Here is a 20,378-nt window from a genome sequence, read left to right as displayed (position 1 = left end):
CCGTGGCGCCAGCGGTCAGAGAATGTTGAACGGAATGGTGGTGACGATACGTAGCTCGTCCAGGCTGCCATCGGCTTGGGCCTTGCTGGCCCGGTGCGCGGTGTAGGTAGCGCGGATGCTGGTGTCTTTCAGCGCTCCGCTCTGCACCGCGTAGCTGGTGCCGATGCCCCACTCGTAGTGGGTCTCGCCGTCCATGCCGCGGACGTCGTAGGCCGTCCCCTTGTAGTGGGTGCCGTCGATCCCCCAGCCGCGTGCGTTGTACAGGTTGAACTTGAGGCCTGGCACACCGTACTGCGCCATGTTCAGCACGTAGGAGATCTGCAGGGATTTTTCATTAGGGCCGTTGAAGTCCGACAGCAACGAGTTGGCCAGGAAAATGCCATTGGTTTCGTGCAGGTAGTCGAAGTATTCGTTGCCGTTGACCTGCTGCCAGGAGGCGCTGAGGGTATGGGCCTGGTGAGTGAGGCCGAACGACACACTGTAGGTGTCGTTGTCGATCTCCCCCATCTTCTTGCTGCCGGCATCGACGGTCTTGTAGTAGTTCAGCCCGGTACTGAGGCTGAGCACGGCACTGTCGCCGAGCACGTGGCTTGCGCCGACGTAGTACTGGTTCCAGAAATCCTCGACCTTGGTGGCGTAGAAACTGGTGGTCAGGCTTTTCAGGGGCTGGTAGTTGATGCCCGCCGTGCTGGCCCGATCGGTTTCGACGCCGGTGGCGCTGTATTCGCTGCGAAACTTGCTCAGGCTCTGCTCGGTGCGTGGCGAAACGCGATCGAAGGTGCCCAGGTCGAGGCTCAGGTTCTCGAACTCGGCGCTGTGCAGGAACGCGCCCTGGAAGCTCGACGGCAAGGCGCGGTTGCCGATGTAGGCGATCATGGGCGTATCCACCGACTGGCGGCCGACGGTGAGGGTAGTGTTGGACAGGCGTGCCTTGACGTTGGCCAGGCCCATCTTGCTCCACTGGCCGACCGGGTCGCCGTCACTGTGGGTCAAGGTTCGGTTGTTCGGCCCGGCGACCGCCGCGCGCCCCTGTTCCAGGGCGATGGCGTTGTAGCCAGCGGCCTCGACGGCAAAACCGACGGTGCCTTGGGTGAAGCCCGAGCTGTAGTTGAGAATGGTGCCCTGCACCCAGTTGTCACGGCTGTGGCTGTCATGCCGGCTGCCGTCGCTTTTGTAGTACTTGAACAGCGGAGCACGGGTGGCACGCTCACGGGCGTACCAGTTGCGTGTGCTGCCGGACAGGCTCTGGCCATCGATGAAGCCTTTGGCCTGCTCCTGTTCGCTGCTGGACTTGAGGCTGAACGGGACGTACTCCTGGCTCTGGGTGTCGGCCTGGGCGGTCGCGGACAGGGTGCCGATGGAAACGGCCAATGCGGTTAAGGTGAATAGTCTCAAGGTTGAAGCTCCCTTTCTTTGTTTTAGTTATTGCCTGGCCTTGTGGGCTGGGTCGTTTGTTGCGGTATTGCCAGGGTTGCCCGGGATCGCCGGGGCAAGACGGGGTGTTGTGCGGCTCGAAAGGGGCTATCGCTCAATCGACACTCACACCGGAAAAATCATTGCGCCCGAATGGGCTGACCTTGAAGTCGGCCACCTTCATGCTCAGCGGTTGGTTGACCGTGGAGTGCGCCACCGGGGTGATCGGCACCTGCTGCTTGAGACGCTGCTGGGCCTGCTGGTAGAGGGCCGTGCGCTGTTCCCGGTCGGTGATGCGTTTGGCCTGCTTGACCAGGTCGTCGTATTGCCGATCGCACCACAGCGAGTAGTTATTGCTGCCGATGGCATCGCAGCTGTAGAGGGTGCCGAGCCAGTTGTCCGGGTCGCCGTTGTCGCCGGTCCAGCCGATCAGGGCGATGTCGTGCTCGCCGCTTTTCATGCGCTTGAGGTACTCGCCCCATTCATAGCTGACGATGCGTACCTTGAACCCCAAGGCGCTCCAGTCGGCCTGAAGCATTTCGGCCATCAGCTTGGCGTTGGGGTTGTACGGGCGTTGTACGGGCATGGCCCACAGGGTGATTTCGGTGCCAGGTTGGACGCCGGCCTGCTGGAGGAGCTGCTTGGCTTTTTCCGGGTCGAACGGAGCATCCTTGAGGCTGTCGTCATAGGACCACTGGGTCGGCGGCATGGCGTTGGCCGCCAGCTGACCGGAATCCTGATAGACGGCCTGGATGATCGCTTGTTTGTTCACCGCCATGTCCATGGCTTGGCGCACCTCCAGGCGGTCGAACGGCGGGTGTTGGGTGTTGTAGGCGATATAGCCGAGGTTGAAGCCTGGCTGCTGCAGTACCTGGAGCTTGGGGTCGTCCTTGAGCGCTGGCAGATCGGCGGGGCGTGGGTGCAGGGTGACCTGGCATTCGTTGCGGCGCAGTTTTTGGATGCGCACCGATGGGTCGGTATTGATGGAGAACACCAGGTTGTCGATCTTCACCTCATCCGGCGCCCAGTAGTCCTGGTTGCCTTTGTAGCGGATCTGCGAGTCCTTCTGGTAGCGCTGGAACACGAACGGACCGGTGCCGATCGGTTGCTGGTTGATGTCGCTGGGGCGCCCGCTTGCGAGCAAGTGCTCGGCGTATTCGGCGGAAAGAATGGAGGCGAAACTCATCGCCAGGTTCTGGATGAATGCCGCATCGACGTGGTTGAGGCTGAACACGACGGTCAGCGGACCGGTTTTCTCGACCCCGGCGATGTTCTTGTCCAGACCCATGCTGACGAAATAGGGAAACTCGGTGGGGTAGGCCTGGCGGAACGGCTGGTTCTTGTCGAGCATGCGATTGAACGTGAACAACACGTCGTCGGCGTTGAAGTCGCGGCTCGGAGTGAACGCTTTGTTGGCATGGAACTTCACACCTTCGCGCAAGTGGAAGGTGTAGCGCAGTCCATCGTCGGAAACTTCCCATTTGCTTGCCAGCGCGGGCTGCACCGCGGTGCCGCCACGTTCGAACTCGACCAGCCGGTTGTAGATCGGTTCGGCGGCGTCATTGTCGGTGGCGCTGGTGTACTGGGCGGTGTCGAAACCGGCCGGACTGCCTTCGGAGCAGAACACCAGGTTCTTGGCCGCAAGTGCGGGAGCCTGGCTCAGCAGGCCCAGGGCGAGCAAGGTTGAAAGGCGGGTGGTATGGCGCATGGCGATTCCTTTTCCAGCTGTCTACGCCGCCTGACGCGAAGAATGGCGGCAACAGTTACCCGACTCCGCCGCAGGGGGCGGCGGAGTGGGCGCGAAGTGCTTGCTAGTGGGGGCTGGCCTATTTCTCGACGCTGACGCCGTAGAAGCTGTTCAGCGCGAACGGACTGATCTTGAAGTCCTTCACCTTGGCGCTCATCGGTTGGTAAACCGTCGAGTGGGCGATCGGAGTGATCGGCACTTGTTCCTTGAGGATGTGCTGGGCCTGCTTGTACAGCTCGGTCCGCTTGGCCTGGTCAGGGGTGGCCTTGGCTTGCTTGATCAGGTCGTCGTACGGCTTGTAGCACCACTTGGAGAAGTTGTTGCCGTCGATGGCATCGCAACCGTACAGGGTGCCCAGCCAGTTGTCGGGGTCACCGTTGTCGCCGCTCCAGCCGATCAGCATGGCGCCCTGCTCGCCGGCTTTGGAGCGCTTGATGTACTCGCCCCACTCATAGCTGACGATCTTCGCCTTGATGCCGACCTTGGCCCAGTCCGCTTGCAGCATCTCGGCCATCAGCTTGGCGTTGGGGTTGTAAGGGCGCTGCACGGGCATCGCCCACAGGGTGATCTCGGTCCCTTCCTTGATGCCGGCTTCCTTGAGCAGTTGCTTGGCTTTTTCCGGGTCGTAGGGGGCGTCCTTGATGCTTGTGTCATAGGACCACTGGGTCGGCGGCATGGCGTTGACCGCCAACTGCCCCGCGCCCTGGTAGACCGATTTGATGATCTGTTCCTTGTTCACCGCCATGTCCAGCGCCTGGCGTACCTTCAATTGGGACAGTGGGTTTGGCGTGTCGCGGCCCTTGAGCTTGTCCATCACGTTGTAGGCGATGTAGCCAAGGTTGAAGCCCGGTTGCTGGGGCATCTGCAGCTTCTTGTCGGCCTTGAGCGGCTCGATGTCGGCCGGACGTGGGAAGAGGGTGACCTGGCACTCGTTCTTCTTCAGTTTCTGCATGCGCACCGAGGCATCGGTGGTGATTGCGAAGATCAGGTTGTCGATCTTCACATCATCGGGCTTCCAGTAGTCCTTGTTGCCTTTGAAGCGGATCTGCGCGTCCTTCTGGTACTTGCTGAACACGAAGGGGCCGGTGCCGATCGGCTTCTGGTTGATGTCGGCGGCCTTGCCCTGTTTGAGCAACTGATTGGCGTACTCGGCAGACTGGATCGAGGCGAAGCTCATTGCCAGGTTCTGGATGAATGCAGCATCGACCTGGTTGAGCGTGAAGCGCACCGTGTGGTCGTCGAGCTTCTCGACCTGGGCGATGTTCTTGTCCATGCCCATGTCGGTGAAATACGGAAACTCGGTGGGGTATGCCTTGCGGAACGGGTGGTCCTTGTCGAGCATGCGCTGGAAGGTGAACAGCACATCGTCGGCATTGAATTCACGGCTTGGCTTGAAGTAGTCGGTAGTGTGGAACTTGACGCCTTCGCGCAGGTGGAAGGTGTAGGACTTGCCATCTTCGGACACATCCCAGCGGGTGGCCAGGCCCGGAACCACGGCGGTGCCGCCGCGCTCGAACTGGGTCAGACGGTTGAACACGGTCTCGGCCGAGGCATCGAAGTCGGTTCCGGTGGTGTACTGCCCTGGATCGAAACCGGCCGGACTGCCTTCGGAGCAGAACACCAGGTTGGACGCGGCGAGGGCGCCAGGTGCACTGGCGAGCAAACCTGCGCCGAGCAGAAACGGAATGACTGCATGTTTGAGCATGGTGGCCTCATTGTTGTCATTGTTGAATGCGAGGTGGCCTCGTGAGCCGACCTGCGGATACTTATGCAGGGGGTATTCCAATGCAATCCTTGAAAGGATAGTCGGCGGGCAAAACGTAGGACGAACGTACACGGATGTCGCATCCATGTAATTTTTGCCGAAGTTGAACGTTTGCGAAGGGGAAAAGGTGGGGTTTTTCTGGATATTTCTGGATCGGAAGTTTGTAGGACGCAGCCGAATGGTGCGTAGGAACGGTCTGAAAACGCCGTCCCTCTGGAGAGGGACGGCGTGCTGATCAAGGCATCTGCACTTCGATCAAGCCATCGGCATTCATGCTGACTTCGCTGGTGCCCGCTTCGATGTCCGGTGCCGGGGCGGCCTCGTCGGCAACCATGGACTTCATGGCCATCGGTGCGCTGCGCAGGTAGGGGCGAGGGTAGCCGCTGCTGTTGAGGTTGAGGCTGACGATCTTGTAGCCTTTGCCGCCCAGCGCCTCAGTCGCCAGTTGGGCACGGGCCTTGAACGCATTGACCGCATCCTTGAGCAGGGCGTCTTCGCTGGTCTTGCGGGTAGCCGGGGCGATGGAGAAGTCCATGCCGCCCATTTTCAGTTCCTGCAGCAGGTCGGCGGTCAGTTGCGACAGGGCCGGGAAGTCGGCGCTTTCCAGACGCAACTCTGCGCGTTCGCGCCATCCAGTGATCTTCTGGCCCTTGCTGTCATAGACCGGGTAGCTGTTGCGGCTGCCCTGGCTGAGCTTCACATCCTTGACCTGGCGAGCCTGCTGCACCGCCTTGTTCATGGTTTCGGTGATCTGCTTGGCGAGCTTGCCTGGATCGCTGTCCTGGGCTTCGCTGTAGAGGGTCACGACCATCAGATCGCGGGCCACTTCCTTGCTCACTTCGGCGCGCAGCGATATCTGGTTGTAACGCGGCTCATCGGCCAGGGCCGGTAGGCTGGCAAGCAGGCCGCAGGACAGGATCAGGGCGGCGCCGCGACGTGGTATTGGCATGTGTTACTCCTTGGCAATAAAGGCGTGGTTAGAGGTTCCAGGCCACGCATGGCCCATCAGACCGACCCCAGTGTAGTGGGTTCAAAAGTGCCATCATCAACCTGTGACAAAGTGTGGCGCTTTGCCGCATCGCTGCAGCGAGGCGCCCGGCTTCGGTATACTCCAGCCGATTTTCCTGGAGCACTCATCAGGAGAGCTCATGCTCGCTGTCGTACAACCGCTGTCCGCTACCCGCCAGAACCTCTGGCGCTTGACTGTCATTCGTGTGCTGGTGCTGGCCGCCCAGGCGGGCTCCGTGGGGGTCGCCTACTGGACCGACCTGCTGCCGCTGCCGTGGTTGTCCCTGGCCGCCACCCTGGCCCTGTCGTCGATCCTGTGTGCCTTCACCGCCTTGCGCCTGCGCCTGTCGTTGCCGGTCACCGAGCTCGAATATGCCCTGCAACTGGCCTGCGACCTGCTGATCCACAGTGCCTTGCTGTACTACTCCGGCGGTTCGACCAATCCGTTCGTGTCCTACTACCTGGTGCCACTGGCAATTGCCGCAGTGACCCTGCCCTGGCTGTATTCGCTGATTCTGTCGGGCATCGCGCTGACGGCCTACAGCCTCTTGCTGGTGCAGTTCTACCCGCTCGAAGGGCTGCCGATGGCGCGGGACAAGATGCAGGTTTACGGCATGTGGCTGAGCATCGCCCTGGCCGCTGCGGTCATCACCTTTTTCGCCGCGCGGATGGCCGAGGAGCTGCGTCGTCAGGAACAATTGCGGGCCGAGCGCCGTGAAGAAAGCCTGCGTGACGAGCAACTGCTGGCGGTGGCGACTCAAGCCGCCGGGGCTGCCCACGAACTGGGCACGCCGCTGGCGACCATGAGCGTGCTGCTCAACGAGATGCGCCAGGATCACGCCGATCCGCAATTGCAGGAAGACCTGGCGATCCTTCAGGATCAGGTCAAGCTGTGCAAGGAAACCCTCCAGCAGCTGGTGCGCGCCGCCGAAGCCAACCGCCGTCTGGACGTCGGCGAGCAGGAGGTGACCGCCTGGTTGGACGAAGCGTTGAATCGCTGGCACCTGATGCGCCCCGAGGCCAGCTATCGCTTCCAGCGACTGCGTGACGGCCAGGTGCCGCGCCTGACGCCGCCGCCAGATCTGACCCAGGCCTTGCTGAACCTGCTGAACAATGCTGCCGATGCCTGCCCGGATGACCTGGAGGTACGTCTGGACTGGGACGCCGAGGACATCCTGATCAGTATTCGCGACCATGGCCCGGGCGTGCCCCCGGCGATTGCCGAAGCCATCGGTAAACCCTTCATTACCACCAAAGGCAAAGGCTTCGGCCTGGGCCTGTTCTTGAGCAAGGCCAGCGTGACCCGTGCGGGCGGCTCGGTAAAACTCTATAGTCATGAACAGGGTGGCACCCTGACCGAACTGCGCCTGCCCTACGGCAAGCGAGGAGATGAATGATGAGTGACGAAAACCAGGTCGAAAGCGAAGAGCTGCCGCACCTGCTGCTGGTGGACGACGATGCCACTTTCACCCGCGTCATGGCGCGTGCCATGAGCCGCCGCGGTTTCCGCGTCAGCACTGCCGGTTCCGCCGAAGAAGGGCTGGCGCTGGCCAAGCAGGACCTGCCCGACTATGCGACGCTGGACCTGAAGATGGAAGGCGACTCCGGCTTGGTGCTGCTGCCCAAGCTTCTGGAACTCGACCCGGAAATGCGCGTGGTGATCCTGACCGGTTACTCGAGCATCGCCACCGCAGTCGAGGCGGTCAAGCGTGGGGCATGCAACTATCTGTGCAAGCCGGCCGATGCCGACGACGTGCTGGCGGCGCTGCTGTCCGAGCACACCGATCTCGACACCCTGGTGCCTGAGAACCCGATGTCGGTCGACCGCTTGCAGTGGGAGCACATCCAGCGAGTGCTCAACGAGCACGAGGGCAATATCTCGGCCACCGCCCGGGCGCTGGGCATGCACCGCCGGACCTTGCAGCGCAAGTTGCAGAAGCGGCCGGTCCGGCGCTGATCCTCCCGGCCTCTTCGCGGCGGTTCGGCGCCCCGACTGCCCGCGAAGAGGCCGTTACAACCTCCAGAAGAACTGAATTTTCCCTCTAGATCCCCGCATTTCCTGACGCGTTGGCGTATCATCTGCCCCTTGAACGGCAACCCTTCCTCAGGACCGCTTGCGCATGCTCGCCCTTCTCATCCAGACGCTGAACATCACGGCGCCCGTCTTTGCCATGCTTTTCTTGGGTATATTGCTCAAGCGCATCCACCTCATCGACGACAACTTCAATCGCGTGGCCTCGCAATTGGTGTTCAACGTCTGCATGCCGGCGCTGCTGTTCCTCGGTATCTATCACGCCGACCTGGCCGCGGCGGTCAAGCCAGGGGTCATGCTCTACTTCGTCGCCGCTACCCTGGTCGGCTTCGCCCTGTCCTGGGGCTTGGCGTTCTGGCGCAGTCCGCTCGCCGAGCGAGGCATCTACACCCAGGGGGCGTTTCGCGGCAACAACGGCGTGATCGGCTTGGCGCTGGCTGCCAGCCTCTATGGTGACTACGGTATTTCCCTCGGGGCTGTGCTGGCCGGTCTGGTCATCCTCATGTACAACGCTCTGTCGGCAGTGGTACTGGCGGTATACAGCCCCGATCTCAAATCCGACCCCTGGAGCATCTGCAAGAGCATCTTCAGCAACCCGCTGATCATCAGCGTGCTGGTGGCCGCGCCCATGGCCTACGGACAGGTGCCGTTGCCCAACTGGCTGCTGACTTCGGGTGACTACCTGGCGCAGATGACGCTGCCCCTGGCACTGATCTGCATCGGTGGGACCCTGTCACTCGCGGCCCTGCGCGACAGCGGCAAGCTGGCCATCGATGCCAGTCTGGTGAAGATGGTCTGGCTGCCGCTGCTCGGCACCCTTGGCGCCTGGCTCTGCGGTTTCCGGGGTGCCGAACTGGGCATCCTGTTCCTCTACATCGGCAGCCCCACCGCAGCGGCCAGCTACGTCATGGCCCGAGCGGCCAACGGCAACCACGAGTTGGCAGCGTCGATCATCGTGATCACCACGCTGATGGCGGCCATTACCACCAACATCGGCATTTTCATCTTGCAGTGGGGCGGATGGATCTAGATCCTCGACTGCATATAACAGCAACAACATTGCCTCACTGAACCAAAGGACACTTCATGCAAGACCAGAGCACGCCCGAGCAGTTGCAGCGCGGGCTGAAGAATCGTCATATCCAGCTCATCGCGCTGGGCGGAGCCATTGGCACCGGGTTGTTCCTGGGGATCGCCCAGACCATCCAGCTAGCCGGTCCCTCGGTATTGCTGGGGTATGCCATCGCCGGCCTGATGGCCTTCCTGATCATGCGCCAGCTGGGTGAGATGGTGGTCGAAGAGCCGGTCGCAGGCAGCTTCAGCCACTTCGCCCACAAGTACTGGAGCGAGTTCGCCGGATTCGTTTCGGGCTGGAACTACTGGGTGGTCTACGTGCTCGTGGGGATGGCCGAGCTCACCGCCGTCGGTATCTACGTGCAGTACTGGTGGCCGGGCTTCCCGACCTGGGCAACAGCGGCGATCTTCTTCGTGGTCATCAACCTGATCAACCTGACCCAGGTGAAGGTCTACGGCGAGCTGGAGTTCTGGTTCGCCCTGATCAAGGTGGTGGCGATCGTCAGCATGATCGGTTTCGGTGCCTGGCTGCTGGGCAGTGGGCAGGGGGGCGCGCAGGCCAGTGTGGCCAACCTCTGGCAGTACGGCGGCTTCTTCCCCAACGGCGTCGGCGGCCTGGTCATGGCGCTGGCGGTGATCATGTTTTCGTTCGGTGGTCTGGAGCTGGTCGGCATCACTGCGGCTGAGGCCGCCAATCCGAAGGTGAGCATTCCCAAGGCCACCAACCAGGTGGTGTACCGCATTCTGATCTTCTATATCGGCGCATTGGCGGTGTTGCTGTCGCTGTACCCGTGGCAGAAGGTGGTGCAGGGCGGCAGTCCGTTCGTGATGATCTTCCACGAACTGGACAGCGACGTGGTGGCGACCATTCTCAACGTGGTGGTGCTCACCGCGGCGTTGTCGGTGTACAACAGCTGCGTGTATGCCAACAGCCGTATGCTGTTCGGCTTGGCCAGCCAGGGCGATGCGCCGCGTCAGCTGCTCAAGGTGAGTCGCCGTGGCGTGCCGTTGACCGCGCTGGGCGTATCGGCGTTCGCTACGGGGTTGTGCGTGTTGATCAACTACTTGATGCCGGGTGAGGCGTTTGGCCTGTTGATGGCGCTGGCGGTGTCGGCACTGGTGATCAACTGGGCGAGCATCAGCATCACTCACCTGAAGTTCCGCAAGGCCAAGTTGGCGGCGGGTGTCACGCCGTTCTACAAGAGCCTGGGACACCCGCTGACCAACTACCTGTGCCTGGCGTTCATCGTGCTGATCCTGGTGGTCATGTTCCTGACCCCCAGCGTGCGTATTTCGGTGATGCTGATCCCTGCCTGGATCCTGGTGCTGTGGGGGGCGTTCTGCGTCAAGAAAGCCCGGCAAGCTCGGTAACTCAGGCAGTTCCGATCAGTGCTGGCGGCGCCAGGCGCGTAAGGTGGTGTAGAGCAGTACCGCGCCTAGCACCGGCAGCACATAGAACAGCATCAACCGCTCCAGCCGGCCGGCCAGCGGCATGCCCATGGTGAAGGCTGCCACATGCAGGCCATAGGCCAGGTAGAGGCAGAGCAGTACCAGGCCCTCGGCGCGGGTGATGCGGTAGCCGGAGTAGAACATCGGCAAGGCCAGGACAGCGACGCCGAGCATCACCGGCAGGTCGAACCCGAGGGCATTGGGTGAAATGCTCAAGGGCTCGGGGGTGATCAGTGCGGTCAGCCCCAGCACCCCAAGCAAATTGAGCAGGTTGCTGCCGATCACCGTGCCCACGGCGATTTCCCGTTCACCGCGCAACGCCGCGACCAGTGCGGCGGCCAGTTCTGGCAGTGAGGTGCAGACCGCTACCACTGTCAGGCCGATGACGCGCTCGGAAAGCCCCAAGTCGGTTGCCACCTCGACGGCGGCCTGCAGCAGCAGGTGGCCGGCCAGGCTCAGCAGCACCAAGCCAATGGACACTTGCAGCAAGGTGGCGGACCAGAAGCGGCCAGGGCGCACGGCGACCAAGGCGGGCGCTGGGTAGGTGCGGGCATAGTGGCGAGACTGATGCCAGAGCATGGCCAGGTAGCCGACCAGGCCGAGCAACAGTACCAGCCCTTCGAAGCGCCCCAGCTGGCCATTGACGCACAGGGCGTAGACCAGGACGCTCGCCAGGATCATCAGTGGGATATCCAGACGCACCAGCTGACGGGAAACCCGCAAGGGAATGATCAGTGCGGCCAGGCCGAGAATGACCAGAACGTTGAAGATGTTGCTGCCGATCACGCTGCCCACGGCAACGTCCGGTGCACCTTGGTAGGCAGCTTGCAGGCTCACCGTGAGCTGTGGCGCCGTGCTGCCGAAGGCCACCAGACTGAGGCCGATGATCAGCGGTCGCACATGCAGATGCTGGGCCAGGCGCAGGGCGGCACGCACCATCAATTCGGCACCGCCGATCAGCAATACGAGTGCCGCGCCCAGTTGCAGCAGGCTGAGGGTGGGAAGGGTGGCCAGGTCGAAGATGGTCAGGGCTCCTGTCAGATGGGGCGTCAGGTCGGATCAGTCGCTCAGCCCTTGTACCCGCACGCGCGCAGTTCCGCTACGCAGCATGCCGATTTTTTCCGCTGCAGCACGGGATAGATCGATCAGTCGGCCCCGGGTGTGTGGGCCGCGGTCATTGATGCGGACCACCACGCTGCGCTGGTTCGACAGGTTGGTGACCAGCACCTTGCTGCCAAACGGCAGGCTGCGGTGGGCGGCGGTGAGGCCATGTTGATTGAAGGCTTCGCCGCTGGCAGTACGTTTGCCATGGTGGCGCGAGCCATAGTAGGACGCGGTACCGGTCTGGTCGTAGCCGCGTGGGTCGATGTCGTGACTGGCACAGCCGGCCAGGAAGGAGATGAAGGCAAGGGTGCCCAGTGATCGCATCAGCAAGTCAGGGGTTCTCCAGGGTGGCCATTCGCGGGCAACCCCGCTCCCACAGGTGAGGCGCCGCCTGGGAGGGTGGCGCGGGGGCTGCGAGGGCGGGCTTGCCCGCGAAGGATTACAGGGACAAAACCGTCACCCTTCGAGCTTGGCCTTGAGCAATTGGTTCACCTGCCCCGGGTTGGCCTTGCCTTTGGATGCCTTCATCGCCTGGCCGACGAAGAAGCCGAACATCTTGCCTCGCTTGGCCTCGTCGGCTGCGCGGTATTGTTCGACCTGCTCGGCGTTGGCAGCCAGGACTTCGTCGAGCATCTTGTCGATCGCACCGGTGTCGGTGACCTGCTTGAGGCCTTTGCTTTCGATGATGCTGTCGGCATCGCCTTCACCGGCAGCCATCGCCTCGAACACGGTCTTGGCGATCTTGCCACTGATGGTGTTGTCGCGGATGCGCAGGAGCATGCCGCCCAAGTGCGCGGCGCTGACCGGTGCCTGGTCGATCTCGACCCCAAGCTTGTTGAGCAGACTGCCCAGCTCGACCATGACCCAGTTGGCGGCAAGCTTGGCGTCGCCGCCGATCTTCACCACTTCCTCGAAGTAGTCCGCCTGTTCGCGGCTGGAGGCCAGGACGTTGGCGTCGTAGGCCGACAGGCCGTACTGCTGCTGGAAGCGCTCGACCTTCTGGGTCGGCAGCTCTGGCAGGCCGGCGCGGACGGTTTCCAGGAAGCTATCCTCGATCACCACTGGCAGCAGGTCCGGATCGGGGAAGTAACGGTAGTCGTTGGCCTCCTCCTTGCTGCGCATCGAGCGGGTCTCGTCCTTGTTTGGATCGTACAGGCGAGTTTCCTGAACGACCTTGCCGCCGTCTTCGATCAGGTCGATCTGGCGCTGGATCTCGCTGTTGATGGCGCGCTCGATGAAGCGGAACGAGTTGACGTTCTTGATCTCGCAGCGGGTGCCGAACTCAGTCTGGCCTTTTGGCCGGATCGACACGTTGCAGTCGCAACGCAGCGAACCTTCGGCCATGTTGCCGTCGCAGATGCCGAGGTAACGCACCAGGGCGTGAATCGCCTTGACATAGGCGACGGCTTCCTTGGCACTGCGCATGTCCGGCTCGGAGACGATTTCCAGCAGGGGCGTGCCGGCACGGTTCAGGTCGATGCCGGTGGAACCACTGAAGTCTTCGTGCAGGCTCTTGCCGGCATCTTCTTCCAGGTGCGCGCGGGTCACGCCGATACGCTTGATGGTGCCGTCTTCGAGGGCGATGTCCAGGTGGCCCTTGCCGACGATCGGCAGGTCCATCTGGCTGATCTGGTAGCCCTTGGGCAAGTCGGGGTAGAAGTAGTTCTTGCGCGCGAACACGTTGCGCTTGCCGATTTCGGCGTCGATCGCCAGGCCGAACATGCAGGCCATGCGCACGGCTTCGGCGTTGAGCACCGGCAGTACGCCGGGCATGCCCAGGTCGACCAGGCTGGCCTGGGTGTTCGGCTCGGAGCCGAAGGTGGTGGCACTGCCGGAGAAGATCTTCGACTGGGTGGCCAGCTGGGTATGAATCTCCAGCCCGATCACAACTTCCCATTGCATGTGTGAATTCCTCAGAAGCCGTTAGGAGCGCGGGTATGCCAGTCGGTGACTTGCTGGTAACGGTGCGCGACGTTGAGCAGGCGGCCTTCCTGGAAGTACGGTGCCAGCAGTTGCACGCCCACCGGCAGGCCGTCCACGAAGCCGGCCGGCATCGACAGGCCCGGCAGGCCGGCCAGGTTGGCGGTGATGGTGTAGACGTCTTCCAGGTAGGCGGCGACCGGGTCGCTGCTCTTGGCGCCTAGCTTCCAGGCCGGGTTCGGCGTGGTCGGGCCGAGGATCAGGTCGACGCCTTCGAAAGCCGCCATGAAGTCGTTCTTGATCAGCCGGCGGATCTGTTGCGCCTTGACGTAATACGCATCGTAGTAACCCGCCGACAGGGCATAGGTGCCGACCATGATGCGGCGTTGCACTTCGGCGCCGAAGCCTTCGCCACGGGAGCGCTTGTACAGGTCGGTGAGGTCCTTGGGCGCATCGCAGCGATAGCCGAAACGCACGCCGTCGAAACGCGACAGGTTGGAGGAGGCTTCCGCAGGCGCGATCACGTAGTACGCCGGAATGGCGTGCTGCATGTTCGGCAGGCTGATTTCCTTGACCACCGCGCCGAGCTTTTCCAGCTCCTTGACGCTGGCCTGGACCAGCTCGGCGATGCGTGGGTCGAGGCCGGCGCCGAAGTATTCCTTCGGCAGGCCGATGCGCAGGCCCTGCAGCGAATCGTTCAGGCTGGCGCTGTAGTCAGGCACCGGCTCGTCGATGCTGGTGGAGTCCTTGGCGTCGAAGCCGGCCATGCCTTGCAGCAGCAGGGCGCAGTCTTCGGCGGTGCGCGCCAGCGGGCCGCCCTGATCGAGGCTGGAGGCGTAGGCGATCATCCCCCAGCGCGAGACACGACCATACGTCGGCTTGAGGCCAGTGAGGTTGGTCAGTGCCGCCGGCTGACGGATCGAACCGCCGGTATCCGTGCCGGTGGTGGCCGGGAGCAGGCGCGCGGCCACTGCCGCAGCCGAGCCACCGGACGAGCCGCCTGGCACGTGCTCGAGGCTCCACGGGTTCTTCACCGCGCCGTAGTGGCTGGATTCGTTGGCCGAACCCATGGCGAACTCGTCCATGTTGGTCTTGCCCAGCGTGACCATGCCGGCTTCGGCCAGCTTGGCGACCACCGTGGCGTCGTAGGGCGCCTTGAAGTTGTCGAGCATCTTCGAGCCGCAACTGGTGCGCACGCCGAGGGTGCAGAACAGGTCCTTGTGAGCGATCGGTGCGCCGAGCAACGCGCCGTTTTCGCCAGCGGCGCGACGGGCGTCGGCGGCCCGCGCCTGGCCCAGGGCCAGCTCTTCGGTGACGCTGATGAAGCTGTTGATCTGTGGGTCCAGTTGCTTGACACGCGCCAGCAGGGCGCCGGTCAGCTCTTCGGAGGAAAACGACTTGTCGGCGAGTCCGCGGGCGATCTCGGCCAGGGTCAATTCATGCATGGCAGGCTCTATCCCTTACTCGATGACTTTGGGAACCAGGTACAGACCGTTTTCGGTCGCGGGTGCGATGGCCTGGTAGGCGTCGCGCTGGTTGTGCTCGGTGACCTGGTCGGGGCGCAGGCGCTGGCTGGCCTCCAGTGGGTGTGCCAGTGGCTCGATGCCAGTGGTGTCGACGGCCTGCATCTGGTCGACCAGGCCGAGAATGCTGTTCAGGGCATCGGTAATGCGCGGAAGTTCGCCTTCATTGAGGCCCAGACGGGCCAGATGGGCGATCTTTTCCACGTCGCAGCGTTCGAGCGCCATGGGAATCTCCAGGGGAAACAAAGAACGGAATAGGGTCCGTGATGAGGAACATGCCAGCATTTTGGCGGTCATACGGCCGCGATCATCTGTCGGCATGCTCGGAAAAACAGCCAATTTAACATATTGGCTCCTTGCCCAAAATCCCTGCCATTGTTAGAGTTTGCCGCACTTTTTTACCCACGCTTTCCCCAGGGTCACTTTCCCATGTTCAAGAAACTGCGTGGCATGTTTTCCAGCGATCTCTCCATCGACCTGGGTACTGCCAACACCCTTATTTACGTGCGTGAGCGCGGTATCGTCCTGAATGAGCCCTCGGTTGTTGCCATCCGTACCCACGGCAACCAGAAAAGCGTCGTGGCCGTCGGTACCGAAGCCAAGCGCATGCTGGGCCGTACACCTGGCAACATTGCCGCCATTCGCCCGATGAAGGACGGCGTCATCGCCGACTTCAGCGTTTGTGAAAAAATGTTGCAGTACTTCATCAACAAGGTTCACGAGAACAGCTTCCTGCAGCCGAGCCCGCGGGTCTTGATCTGCGTGCCGTGCAAGTCGACCCAGGTCGAGCGCCGGGCGATCCGTGAGTCGGCTCTGGGTGCCGGCGCCCGCGAAGTGTTCCTGATCGAAGAGCCGATGGCCGCCGCTATCGGTGCCGGCCTGCCGGTCGAGGAAGCGCGGGGCTCGATGGTCGTCGATATCGGTGGCGGTACCACCGAGATCGCTCTGATCTCGCTCAACGGCGTGGTGTATGCCGAATCCGTTCGCGTTGGCGGCGACCGCTTCGACGAAGCCATCGTCACCTATGTGCGCCGCAACTACGGCAGCCTGATCGGCGAATCCACCGCTGAGCGTATCAAGCAGGAAATCGGCACCGCCTACCCAGGTGGCGAAGTGCGTGAAGTCGACGTGCGTGGTCGCAACCTGGCCGAAGGCGTGCCGCGTGCCTTCACCCTGAACTCCAACGAGGTGCTCGAGGCGCTGCAGGAGTCGCTGGCGACCATCGTTCAGGCGGTCAAGAGCGCGCTGGAGCAATCGCCACCGGAGCTGGCCTCCGACATCGCCGAGCGTGGTCTGGTGCTGACCGGTGGTGGTGCGTTGCTGCGTGACCTGGACAAGCTGCTGGCCCAGGAAACCGGTTTGCCGGTGATCGTCGCCGAAGACCCGCTGACCTGCGTCGCCCGTGGCGGTGGTCGCGCCCTGGAGATGATGGACAAGCACGCGATGGACCTGCTCTCCAGCGAGTGATTTCGCTCGCTGCATCCGAGCGCCCGGTTTACAGGTAGCACGCGCAGTGCTACCTGTATGCGTTGGGCAGGCGCAAATCGTGCGCCGTTTCCGTCAACCCGCAACCAGGCTGGTGCGTTGTCCCATGTCCCATGACTTCCTGAGTCGTCCACGAGGAACGGCCCATTAAACCGCTTTTCTCCAAGGGCCCCTCGCTGGGCGTGCGCTTGCTCGTGCTCGTGGTGTTGTCCGTCGCGCTGATGGTGGTCGACGCACGTTTTGCCGTGCTCAAACCGGTGCGCAGCCAGATGGGCCTGGTCCTGATGGAGTCGTACTGGATCACCGACCTGCCGCAGCGCCTCTGGCAGGGCGTGGCTGGCCAGTTCGGCAGCCGCAACGAACTGATCGCCGAGAACGAGAAGCTCAAGACCGAAGCCCTGCTGCTGCAGGGGCGGCTGCAGAAGCTGGCGGCCCTGACCGAACAGAACGTGCGGTTGCGCGAGTTGCTCAACTCCTCGGCGCTGGTCAACGAGAAGGTCGAAGTCGCCGAGCTGATCGGCGTCGATCCCAATCCGTTCACCCACCGGATCATGATCAACAAGGGCGAACGTGATGGCGTGTTCCTGGGCCAGCCGGTGCTCGATGCCCGTGGCCTGATGGGCCAGGTGGTCGAATTGATGCCCTACACCTCGCGCGTGCTGCTGCTGACCGACACCACCCACAGCATTCCGGTGCAGGTCAACCGCAATGGCTTGCGCGCGATCGCCAGCGGTACCGGCAACCCTGAGCGTCTCGAACTGCGTCATGTGGCCGATACCGCCGACATCAAGGAAGGCGACCTGCTGGTCAGTTCCGGCATGGGCCAGCGTTTCCCCGCCGGCTACCCGGTGGCCACGGTCAACGAAGTGATCCACGACTCCGGCCAGCCGTTCGCCATCGTTCGCGCCATCCCCACTGCCGCCCTCAACCGCAGCCGCTACATGCTGCTGGTGTTCAGTGACCGACGCACACCGGAGCAACGCGCGACCGACGCCGCCGTCGCCCAGGAAGAGGCCGATCGCAAGGGCGCGACGTCCCCGGCCCAGCCGGCGACCGAGACCGGCGCTTCCGGGGCGACCGCTCCCGCAGCGGCTGTCCCGGCGGCTCCGGCTGCGACTGCACCTGCCGCCGTGCCTGAAGCTCCGGCGCCAGCCGCGGCTCCGGCGACGCCGACCCAACCCCGGAGACAATGATGGCTGCTTCGCGACGCAACCACGGCTGGGTGATCTGGCTGACCTTCGCCATCGGCCTGCTGCTCAGCGTGTCGCCCATGCCGCAGTTCATGGAAGTGTTCCGGCCCATGTGGCTGGCCCTGCTGGTGTCGTTCTGGACCCTGGCGGTGCCGAACAAGGTCGGCATGACCACAGCCTTCGCCCTCGGTCTGGCCGAGGACGTGCTGTATGGCACACTGCTCGGCCAGAACGCCCTGATTCTCACCTTGATCACCTTCCTGGTGCTGTCCCTGCAACAGCGCCTGCGCATGTTTCCCATGTGGCAGCAAAGCCTGGTGATCCTGGTGATCTTCGGCATCGCCCAGCTCATCCAGCTGTGGCTCAGCGCGCTCACCGGCAACCGCTTGCCGACCCTGGCGTTGGTCTGGTCGGCGGTCATCAGTGCCTTGCTCTGGCCTTGGATCAGTTTCGCCCTGCGCGATCTGCGCCGGCGCCTGCACATCAACTGACGGCGATGCCGCGACTGACAGGGAGATGTCCGAATGACCCCGCTTTACCTGGCTTCCGGCTCACCGCGGCGGCGTGAACTGCTGACTCAGATCGGCGTGCCGTTCAGTGTCGTCACTGCTCCCATCGATGAATCCCCTCTGCCCGACGAGGCCGTCACCGAGTACGCCCTGCGCCTGGCCCGCGCCAAGGCTGCCGCAGGCTTCGCTCGACTGAGTGGCCCAGGCGTAGTGTTGGCCGCCGACACCGTGGTCGTGGCCAAGGGCCAGATGCTGGGCAAGCCCCGTGACCAAGCGCATGCCTTGGCGATGCTCGCAGATCTTTCCGACGGCCAGCACCAGGTGCTCACCGCCGTTGCGGTGACCGACGGCCAGCGCTGCCTGGACGTGTGCGTGGCCACCGATGTGCATTTTCGCGCCATCGGTCACGACGAGGCGCTGCGCTATTGGGCCACGGGCGAGCCGTTGGACAAGGCCGGCGGTTACGCCATCCAGGGCCTGGGTGCGGTGTTCGTCAAATCCCTGACGGGTAGCTACTCCACGGTGGTCGGCCTACCGCTGTTCGAGACCGCCCAACTGCTGGCACAGTTTTCCATCGCCTGCTGGCAGCAACACGAGGTTTCAGCACCGCGCTAGCCAGCGATTCGACAGCGATCCATCATTACCGAAGACTTTGGACGAGAGCCTGCCATGAGTGAAGAGATCCTGATCAACATCACCCCGATGGAATCACGTGTGGCAGTGGTGGAAAACGGCGTGCTGCAAGAGGTGCACGTCGAGCGCACGCAACGCCGAGGCATCGTCGGCAACATCTACAAGGGCAAGGTCGTGCGCGTCCTGCCAGGCATGCAGGCGGCCTTCGTCGACATAGGCCTGGAGCGCGCTGCGTTCATCCACGCCTCGGAGATTTCCCAGCGCGAAGGTTCGGCGGTTGAAAACATTACCGCCCTGGTCCATGAGGGCCAGGCCCTGGTGGTCCAGGTGACCAAGGATCCGATCGGCACCAAGGGCGCGCGCCTGACCACGCAGTTGTCCATTCCCTCGCGTTACCTGGTGTACATGCCCCGCAGCAGTCATGTCGGCATTTCGCTGAAAATCGAGGACGAAGCCGAGCGTGAGCGCCTCAAGCAGGTGGTCAGCGATTGTGTGGACAGTGAGAACATCAAGGACGCCGGAGGGTTCATCCTGCGCACCGCGGCCGAAGGCGCACGCAGCGAGGAAATCCTCCAGGACATCCGTTACCTGCGCAGGTTGTGGGAGCAGATCGGCAGCCAGATCCAGACCTGCGGGGCGCCGACGGTCATCTACGAGGACCTCGGCCTGGCCTTGCGTACGCTGCGCGACCTGGTCAATCCGAAAATCGAGAAGATTCGCATCGATTCCCGGGAAACCTTCCAGAAGACCACGCAGTTCGTCGCCGAATTGATGCCGGAAATCGCCGACCGCCTCGAACATTATCCCGGCGAACGGCCAATCTTCGATCTCTACGGTGTGGAGGACGAAATTCAGCGCGCCCTTGAGCGCAAGGTGCCATTGAAGTCCGGCGGTTATCTGGTGGTCGATCCGGCCGAGGCCATGACGACCATCGACGTCAACACCGGCGCATTCGTCGGCCACCGCAACCTCGAAGAAACCATCTTCAAGACCAACCTCGAGGCGGCCACGGCCATTGCCCGGCAGCTGCGCCTGCGCAACATTGGCGGCATCATCATCATCGATTTCATCGACATGGAAGATGAGGAGCATCAGCGCCAGGTATTGCGCACCCTGGAAAAGCAGCTCGAACGTGACCATGCCAAGACCAACATCATCGGCATCACCGAGCTCGGTCTGGTGCAGATGACCCGCAAGCGCACCCGCGAGAGCCTTGAGCAAGTACTGTGCGAGCCCTGCGTGGCCTGCCAGGGGCGCGGCAAGCTGAAAACCCCTGAAACCATTTGCTACGAGATTTTCCGCGAAATCCTTCGCGAGGCCCGCGCCTACCAGGCAGAGGGCTATCGTGTACTGGCCAACCAGAAAGTGGTCGACCGGCTGCTCGATGAAGAGTCGGGCAACGTGGCTGAACTGGAAGCGTTCATCGGTCGAACGATTCGCTTCCAGGTCGAGTCGATGTATTCACAGGAACAATACGATGTGGTGCTGCTCTGACCCGCAATAGAAGCCGCTCGGGCTGGCAAAAC

Annotated in this window: 18 protein-coding genes; 9 read left to right on the top strand and 9 right to left on the bottom strand. The window is 62.8% G+C overall.

Annotated features, from left to right (window positions below; genetic code table 11):
- Positions 1-15 precede the first annotated feature (15 nt).
- The 4 genes from E2H86_RS07950 to E2H86_RS07935 all read right to left on the bottom strand — a co-directional run bounded on the left by E2H86_RS07950 (position 16) and on the right by E2H86_RS07935 (position 5,874).
- On the bottom strand, positions 16-1,395 hold the full coding sequence (locus E2H86_RS07950) for an OprD family porin (RefSeq protein WP_133326432.1): 1,380 nt from the start codon (positions 1,393-1,395) through the stop codon (positions 16-18).
- Between the two features lie 133 nt (positions 1,396-1,528).
- Complete coding sequence (locus E2H86_RS07945) at positions 1,529-3,121, bottom strand: ABC transporter substrate-binding protein (protein WP_133326430.1); 1,593 nt, start codon at positions 3,119-3,121, stop codon at positions 1,529-1,531.
- 118 nt (positions 3,122-3,239) lie between these two features.
- The gene (locus E2H86_RS07940; RefSeq protein WP_133326428.1) at positions 3,240-4,865 is read right to left on the bottom strand and encodes an ABC transporter substrate-binding protein; all 1,626 of its coding nucleotides are present in this window, start codon (positions 4,863-4,865) and stop codon (positions 3,240-3,242) included.
- A 295-nt stretch (positions 4,866-5,160) separates the two neighbouring features.
- Positions 5,161-5,874 (bottom strand): SIMPL domain-containing protein, encoded by a 714-nt coding sequence (locus tag E2H86_RS07935; RefSeq protein WP_133326426.1) that lies wholly within the window; start codon positions 5,872-5,874, stop codon positions 5,161-5,163.
- 199 nt (positions 5,875-6,073) lie between these two features.
- On the opposite strand from E2H86_RS07935, the gene E2H86_RS07930 reads away from it, so the two are divergent.
- The 4 genes from E2H86_RS07930 (at position 6,074) to E2H86_RS07915 (ending at position 10,410) form a co-directional block, all read left to right on the top strand.
- Positions 6,074-7,330, top strand: coding sequence for an ATP-binding protein (locus E2H86_RS07930; protein WP_133326424.1), 1,257 nt, complete (start codon positions 6,074-6,076; stop codon positions 7,328-7,330).
- Complete coding sequence (locus E2H86_RS07925; protein WP_133326422.1) at positions 7,330-7,890, top strand: response regulator transcription factor; 561 nt, start codon at positions 7,330-7,332, stop codon at positions 7,888-7,890. Before E2H86_RS07930 ends, E2H86_RS07925 begins: the two co-directional genes overlap by 1 nt.
- A 163-nt stretch (positions 7,891-8,053) precedes the next feature.
- Positions 8,054-8,995 (top strand): AEC family transporter, encoded by a 942-nt coding sequence (locus E2H86_RS07920; protein ID WP_133326420.1) that lies wholly within the window; start codon positions 8,054-8,056, stop codon positions 8,993-8,995.
- Between the two features lie 56 nt (positions 8,996-9,051).
- The gene (locus E2H86_RS07915; protein ID WP_133326418.1) at positions 9,052-10,410 is read left to right on the top strand and encodes an amino acid permease; all 1,359 of its coding nucleotides are present in this window, start codon (positions 9,052-9,054) and stop codon (positions 10,408-10,410) included.
- Between the two features lie 15 nt (positions 10,411-10,425).
- Here E2H86_RS07915 and E2H86_RS07910 read toward each other — a convergent pair whose 3' ends face one another.
- The 5 genes from E2H86_RS07910 to gatC all read right to left on the bottom strand — a co-directional run bounded on the left by E2H86_RS07910 (position 10,426) and on the right by gatC (position 15,260).
- Positions 10,426-11,469 carry a calcium/sodium antiporter gene (locus E2H86_RS07910; protein WP_133326416.1) on the bottom strand — a complete coding sequence of 348 codons (1,044 nt, stop codon included), beginning with the start codon at positions 11,467-11,469 and terminating at the stop codon, positions 10,426-10,428.
- A gap of 78 nt (positions 11,470-11,547) precedes the next feature.
- Entirely contained in the window at positions 11,548-11,922 is a 375-nt protein-coding gene (locus E2H86_RS07905) for a septal ring lytic transglycosylase RlpA family protein (RefSeq protein ID WP_196171868.1), read from the bottom strand.
- Between the two features lie 126 nt (positions 11,923-12,048).
- Positions 12,049-13,494, bottom strand: coding sequence for an Asp-tRNA(Asn)/Glu-tRNA(Gln) amidotransferase subunit GatB (gene gatB / locus E2H86_RS07900; protein WP_133326414.1), 1,446 nt, complete (start codon positions 13,492-13,494; stop codon positions 12,049-12,051).
- Positions 13,495-13,505: 11 nt separating this feature from the next.
- Positions 13,506-14,957 (bottom strand): Asp-tRNA(Asn)/Glu-tRNA(Gln) amidotransferase subunit GatA, encoded by a 1,452-nt coding sequence (gene gatA, locus E2H86_RS07895; protein WP_133326412.1) that lies wholly within the window; start codon positions 14,955-14,957, stop codon positions 13,506-13,508.
- Between the two features lie 15 nt (positions 14,958-14,972).
- Complete coding sequence (gene gatC, locus E2H86_RS07890; RefSeq protein WP_133326410.1) at positions 14,973-15,260, bottom strand: Asp-tRNA(Asn)/Glu-tRNA(Gln) amidotransferase subunit GatC; 288 nt, start codon at positions 15,258-15,260, stop codon at positions 14,973-14,975.
- Between the two features lie 204 nt (positions 15,261-15,464).
- Between gatC and mreB the strand changes: the two genes are divergently transcribed.
- The 5 genes from mreB (at position 15,465) to rng (ending at position 20,346) form a co-directional block, all read left to right on the top strand.
- Positions 15,465-16,502 (top strand): rod shape-determining protein MreB, encoded by a 1,038-nt coding sequence (gene mreB / locus E2H86_RS07885; protein ID WP_003255163.1) that lies wholly within the window; start codon positions 15,465-15,467, stop codon positions 16,500-16,502.
- A gap of 212 nt (positions 16,503-16,714) precedes the next feature.
- A complete protein-coding gene (gene mreC / locus E2H86_RS07880; RefSeq protein ID WP_243744033.1) occupies positions 16,715-17,713 on the top strand; it encodes a rod shape-determining protein MreC in 999 nt (332 codons plus the stop codon).
- Positions 17,713-18,201: a rod shape-determining protein MreD gene (gene mreD / locus E2H86_RS07875; protein WP_133326406.1), complete on the top strand. Its 489-nt coding sequence runs from the start codon at positions 17,713-17,715 to the stop codon at positions 18,199-18,201. Before mreC ends, mreD begins: the two co-directional genes overlap by 1 nt.
- Before the next feature lie 33 nt (positions 18,202-18,234).
- Positions 18,235-18,834 carry a Maf family protein gene (locus tag E2H86_RS07870; protein WP_133326404.1) on the top strand — a complete coding sequence of 200 codons (600 nt, stop codon included), beginning with the start codon at positions 18,235-18,237 and terminating at the stop codon, positions 18,832-18,834.
- A gap of 54 nt (positions 18,835-18,888) precedes the next feature.
- A complete protein-coding gene (rng, locus tag E2H86_RS07865) occupies positions 18,889-20,346 on the top strand; it encodes a ribonuclease G (protein WP_133326402.1) in 1,458 nt (485 codons plus the stop codon).
- Positions 20,347-20,378 lie beyond the last annotated feature (32 nt).

Origin of the sequence: Pseudomonas putida (genome assembly GCF_004357765.1) — a bacterium.
GTDB lineage: Bacteria > Pseudomonadota > Gammaproteobacteria > Pseudomonadales > Pseudomonadaceae > Aquipseudomonas > Aquipseudomonas putida_U.
The sequence above is the reverse complement of the archived record's forward strand: the minus strand, read 5'-3'. Positions and strand labels throughout refer to the sequence as shown.

Bases quoted from the DNA above. Each gene is read 5' to 3' on its own strand.
- E2H86_RS07920 (WP_133326420.1), top strand. From the start codon at position 8,054: ATGCTCGCCCTTCTCATCCAGACGCTGAACATCACGGCGCCCGTCTTT.
- gatA (WP_133326412.1), bottom strand. From the start codon at position 14,957: ATGCATGAATTGACCCTGGCCGAGATCGCCCGCGGACTCGCCGACAAG.
- E2H86_RS07940 (WP_133326428.1), bottom strand. From the start codon at position 4,865: ATGCTCAAACATGCAGTCATTCCGTTTCTGCTCGGCGCAGGTTTGCTC.
- gatC (WP_133326410.1), bottom strand. From the start codon at position 15,260: ATGGCGCTCGAACGCTGCGACGTGGAAAAGATCGCCCATCTGGCCCGT.
- E2H86_RS07870 (WP_133326404.1), top strand. From the start codon at position 18,235: ATGACCCCGCTTTACCTGGCTTCCGGCTCACCGCGGCGGCGTGAACTG.
- E2H86_RS07935 (WP_133326426.1), bottom strand. From the start codon at position 5,874: ATGCCAATACCACGTCGCGGCGCCGCCCTGATCCTGTCCTGCGGCCTG.
- E2H86_RS07930 (WP_133326424.1), top strand. From the start codon at position 6,074: ATGCTCGCTGTCGTACAACCGCTGTCCGCTACCCGCCAGAACCTCTGG.
- rng (WP_133326402.1), top strand. From the start codon at position 18,889: ATGAGTGAAGAGATCCTGATCAACATCACCCCGATGGAATCACGTGTG.
- E2H86_RS07915 (WP_133326418.1), top strand. From the start codon at position 9,052: ATGCAAGACCAGAGCACGCCCGAGCAGTTGCAGCGCGGGCTGAAGAAT.
- mreB (WP_003255163.1), top strand. From the start codon at position 15,465: ATGTTCAAGAAACTGCGTGGCATGTTTTCCAGCGATCTCTCCATCGAC.
- mreD (WP_133326406.1), top strand. From the start codon at position 17,713: ATGGCTGCTTCGCGACGCAACCACGGCTGGGTGATCTGGCTGACCTTC.
- E2H86_RS07945 (WP_133326430.1), bottom strand. From the start codon at position 3,121: ATGCGCCATACCACCCGCCTTTCAACCTTGCTCGCCCTGGGCCTGCTG.
- gatB (WP_133326414.1), bottom strand. From the start codon at position 13,494: ATGCAATGGGAAGTTGTGATCGGGCTGGAGATTCATACCCAGCTGGCC.
- E2H86_RS07925 (WP_133326422.1), top strand. From the start codon at position 7,330: ATGAGTGACGAAAACCAGGTCGAAAGCGAAGAGCTGCCGCACCTGCTG.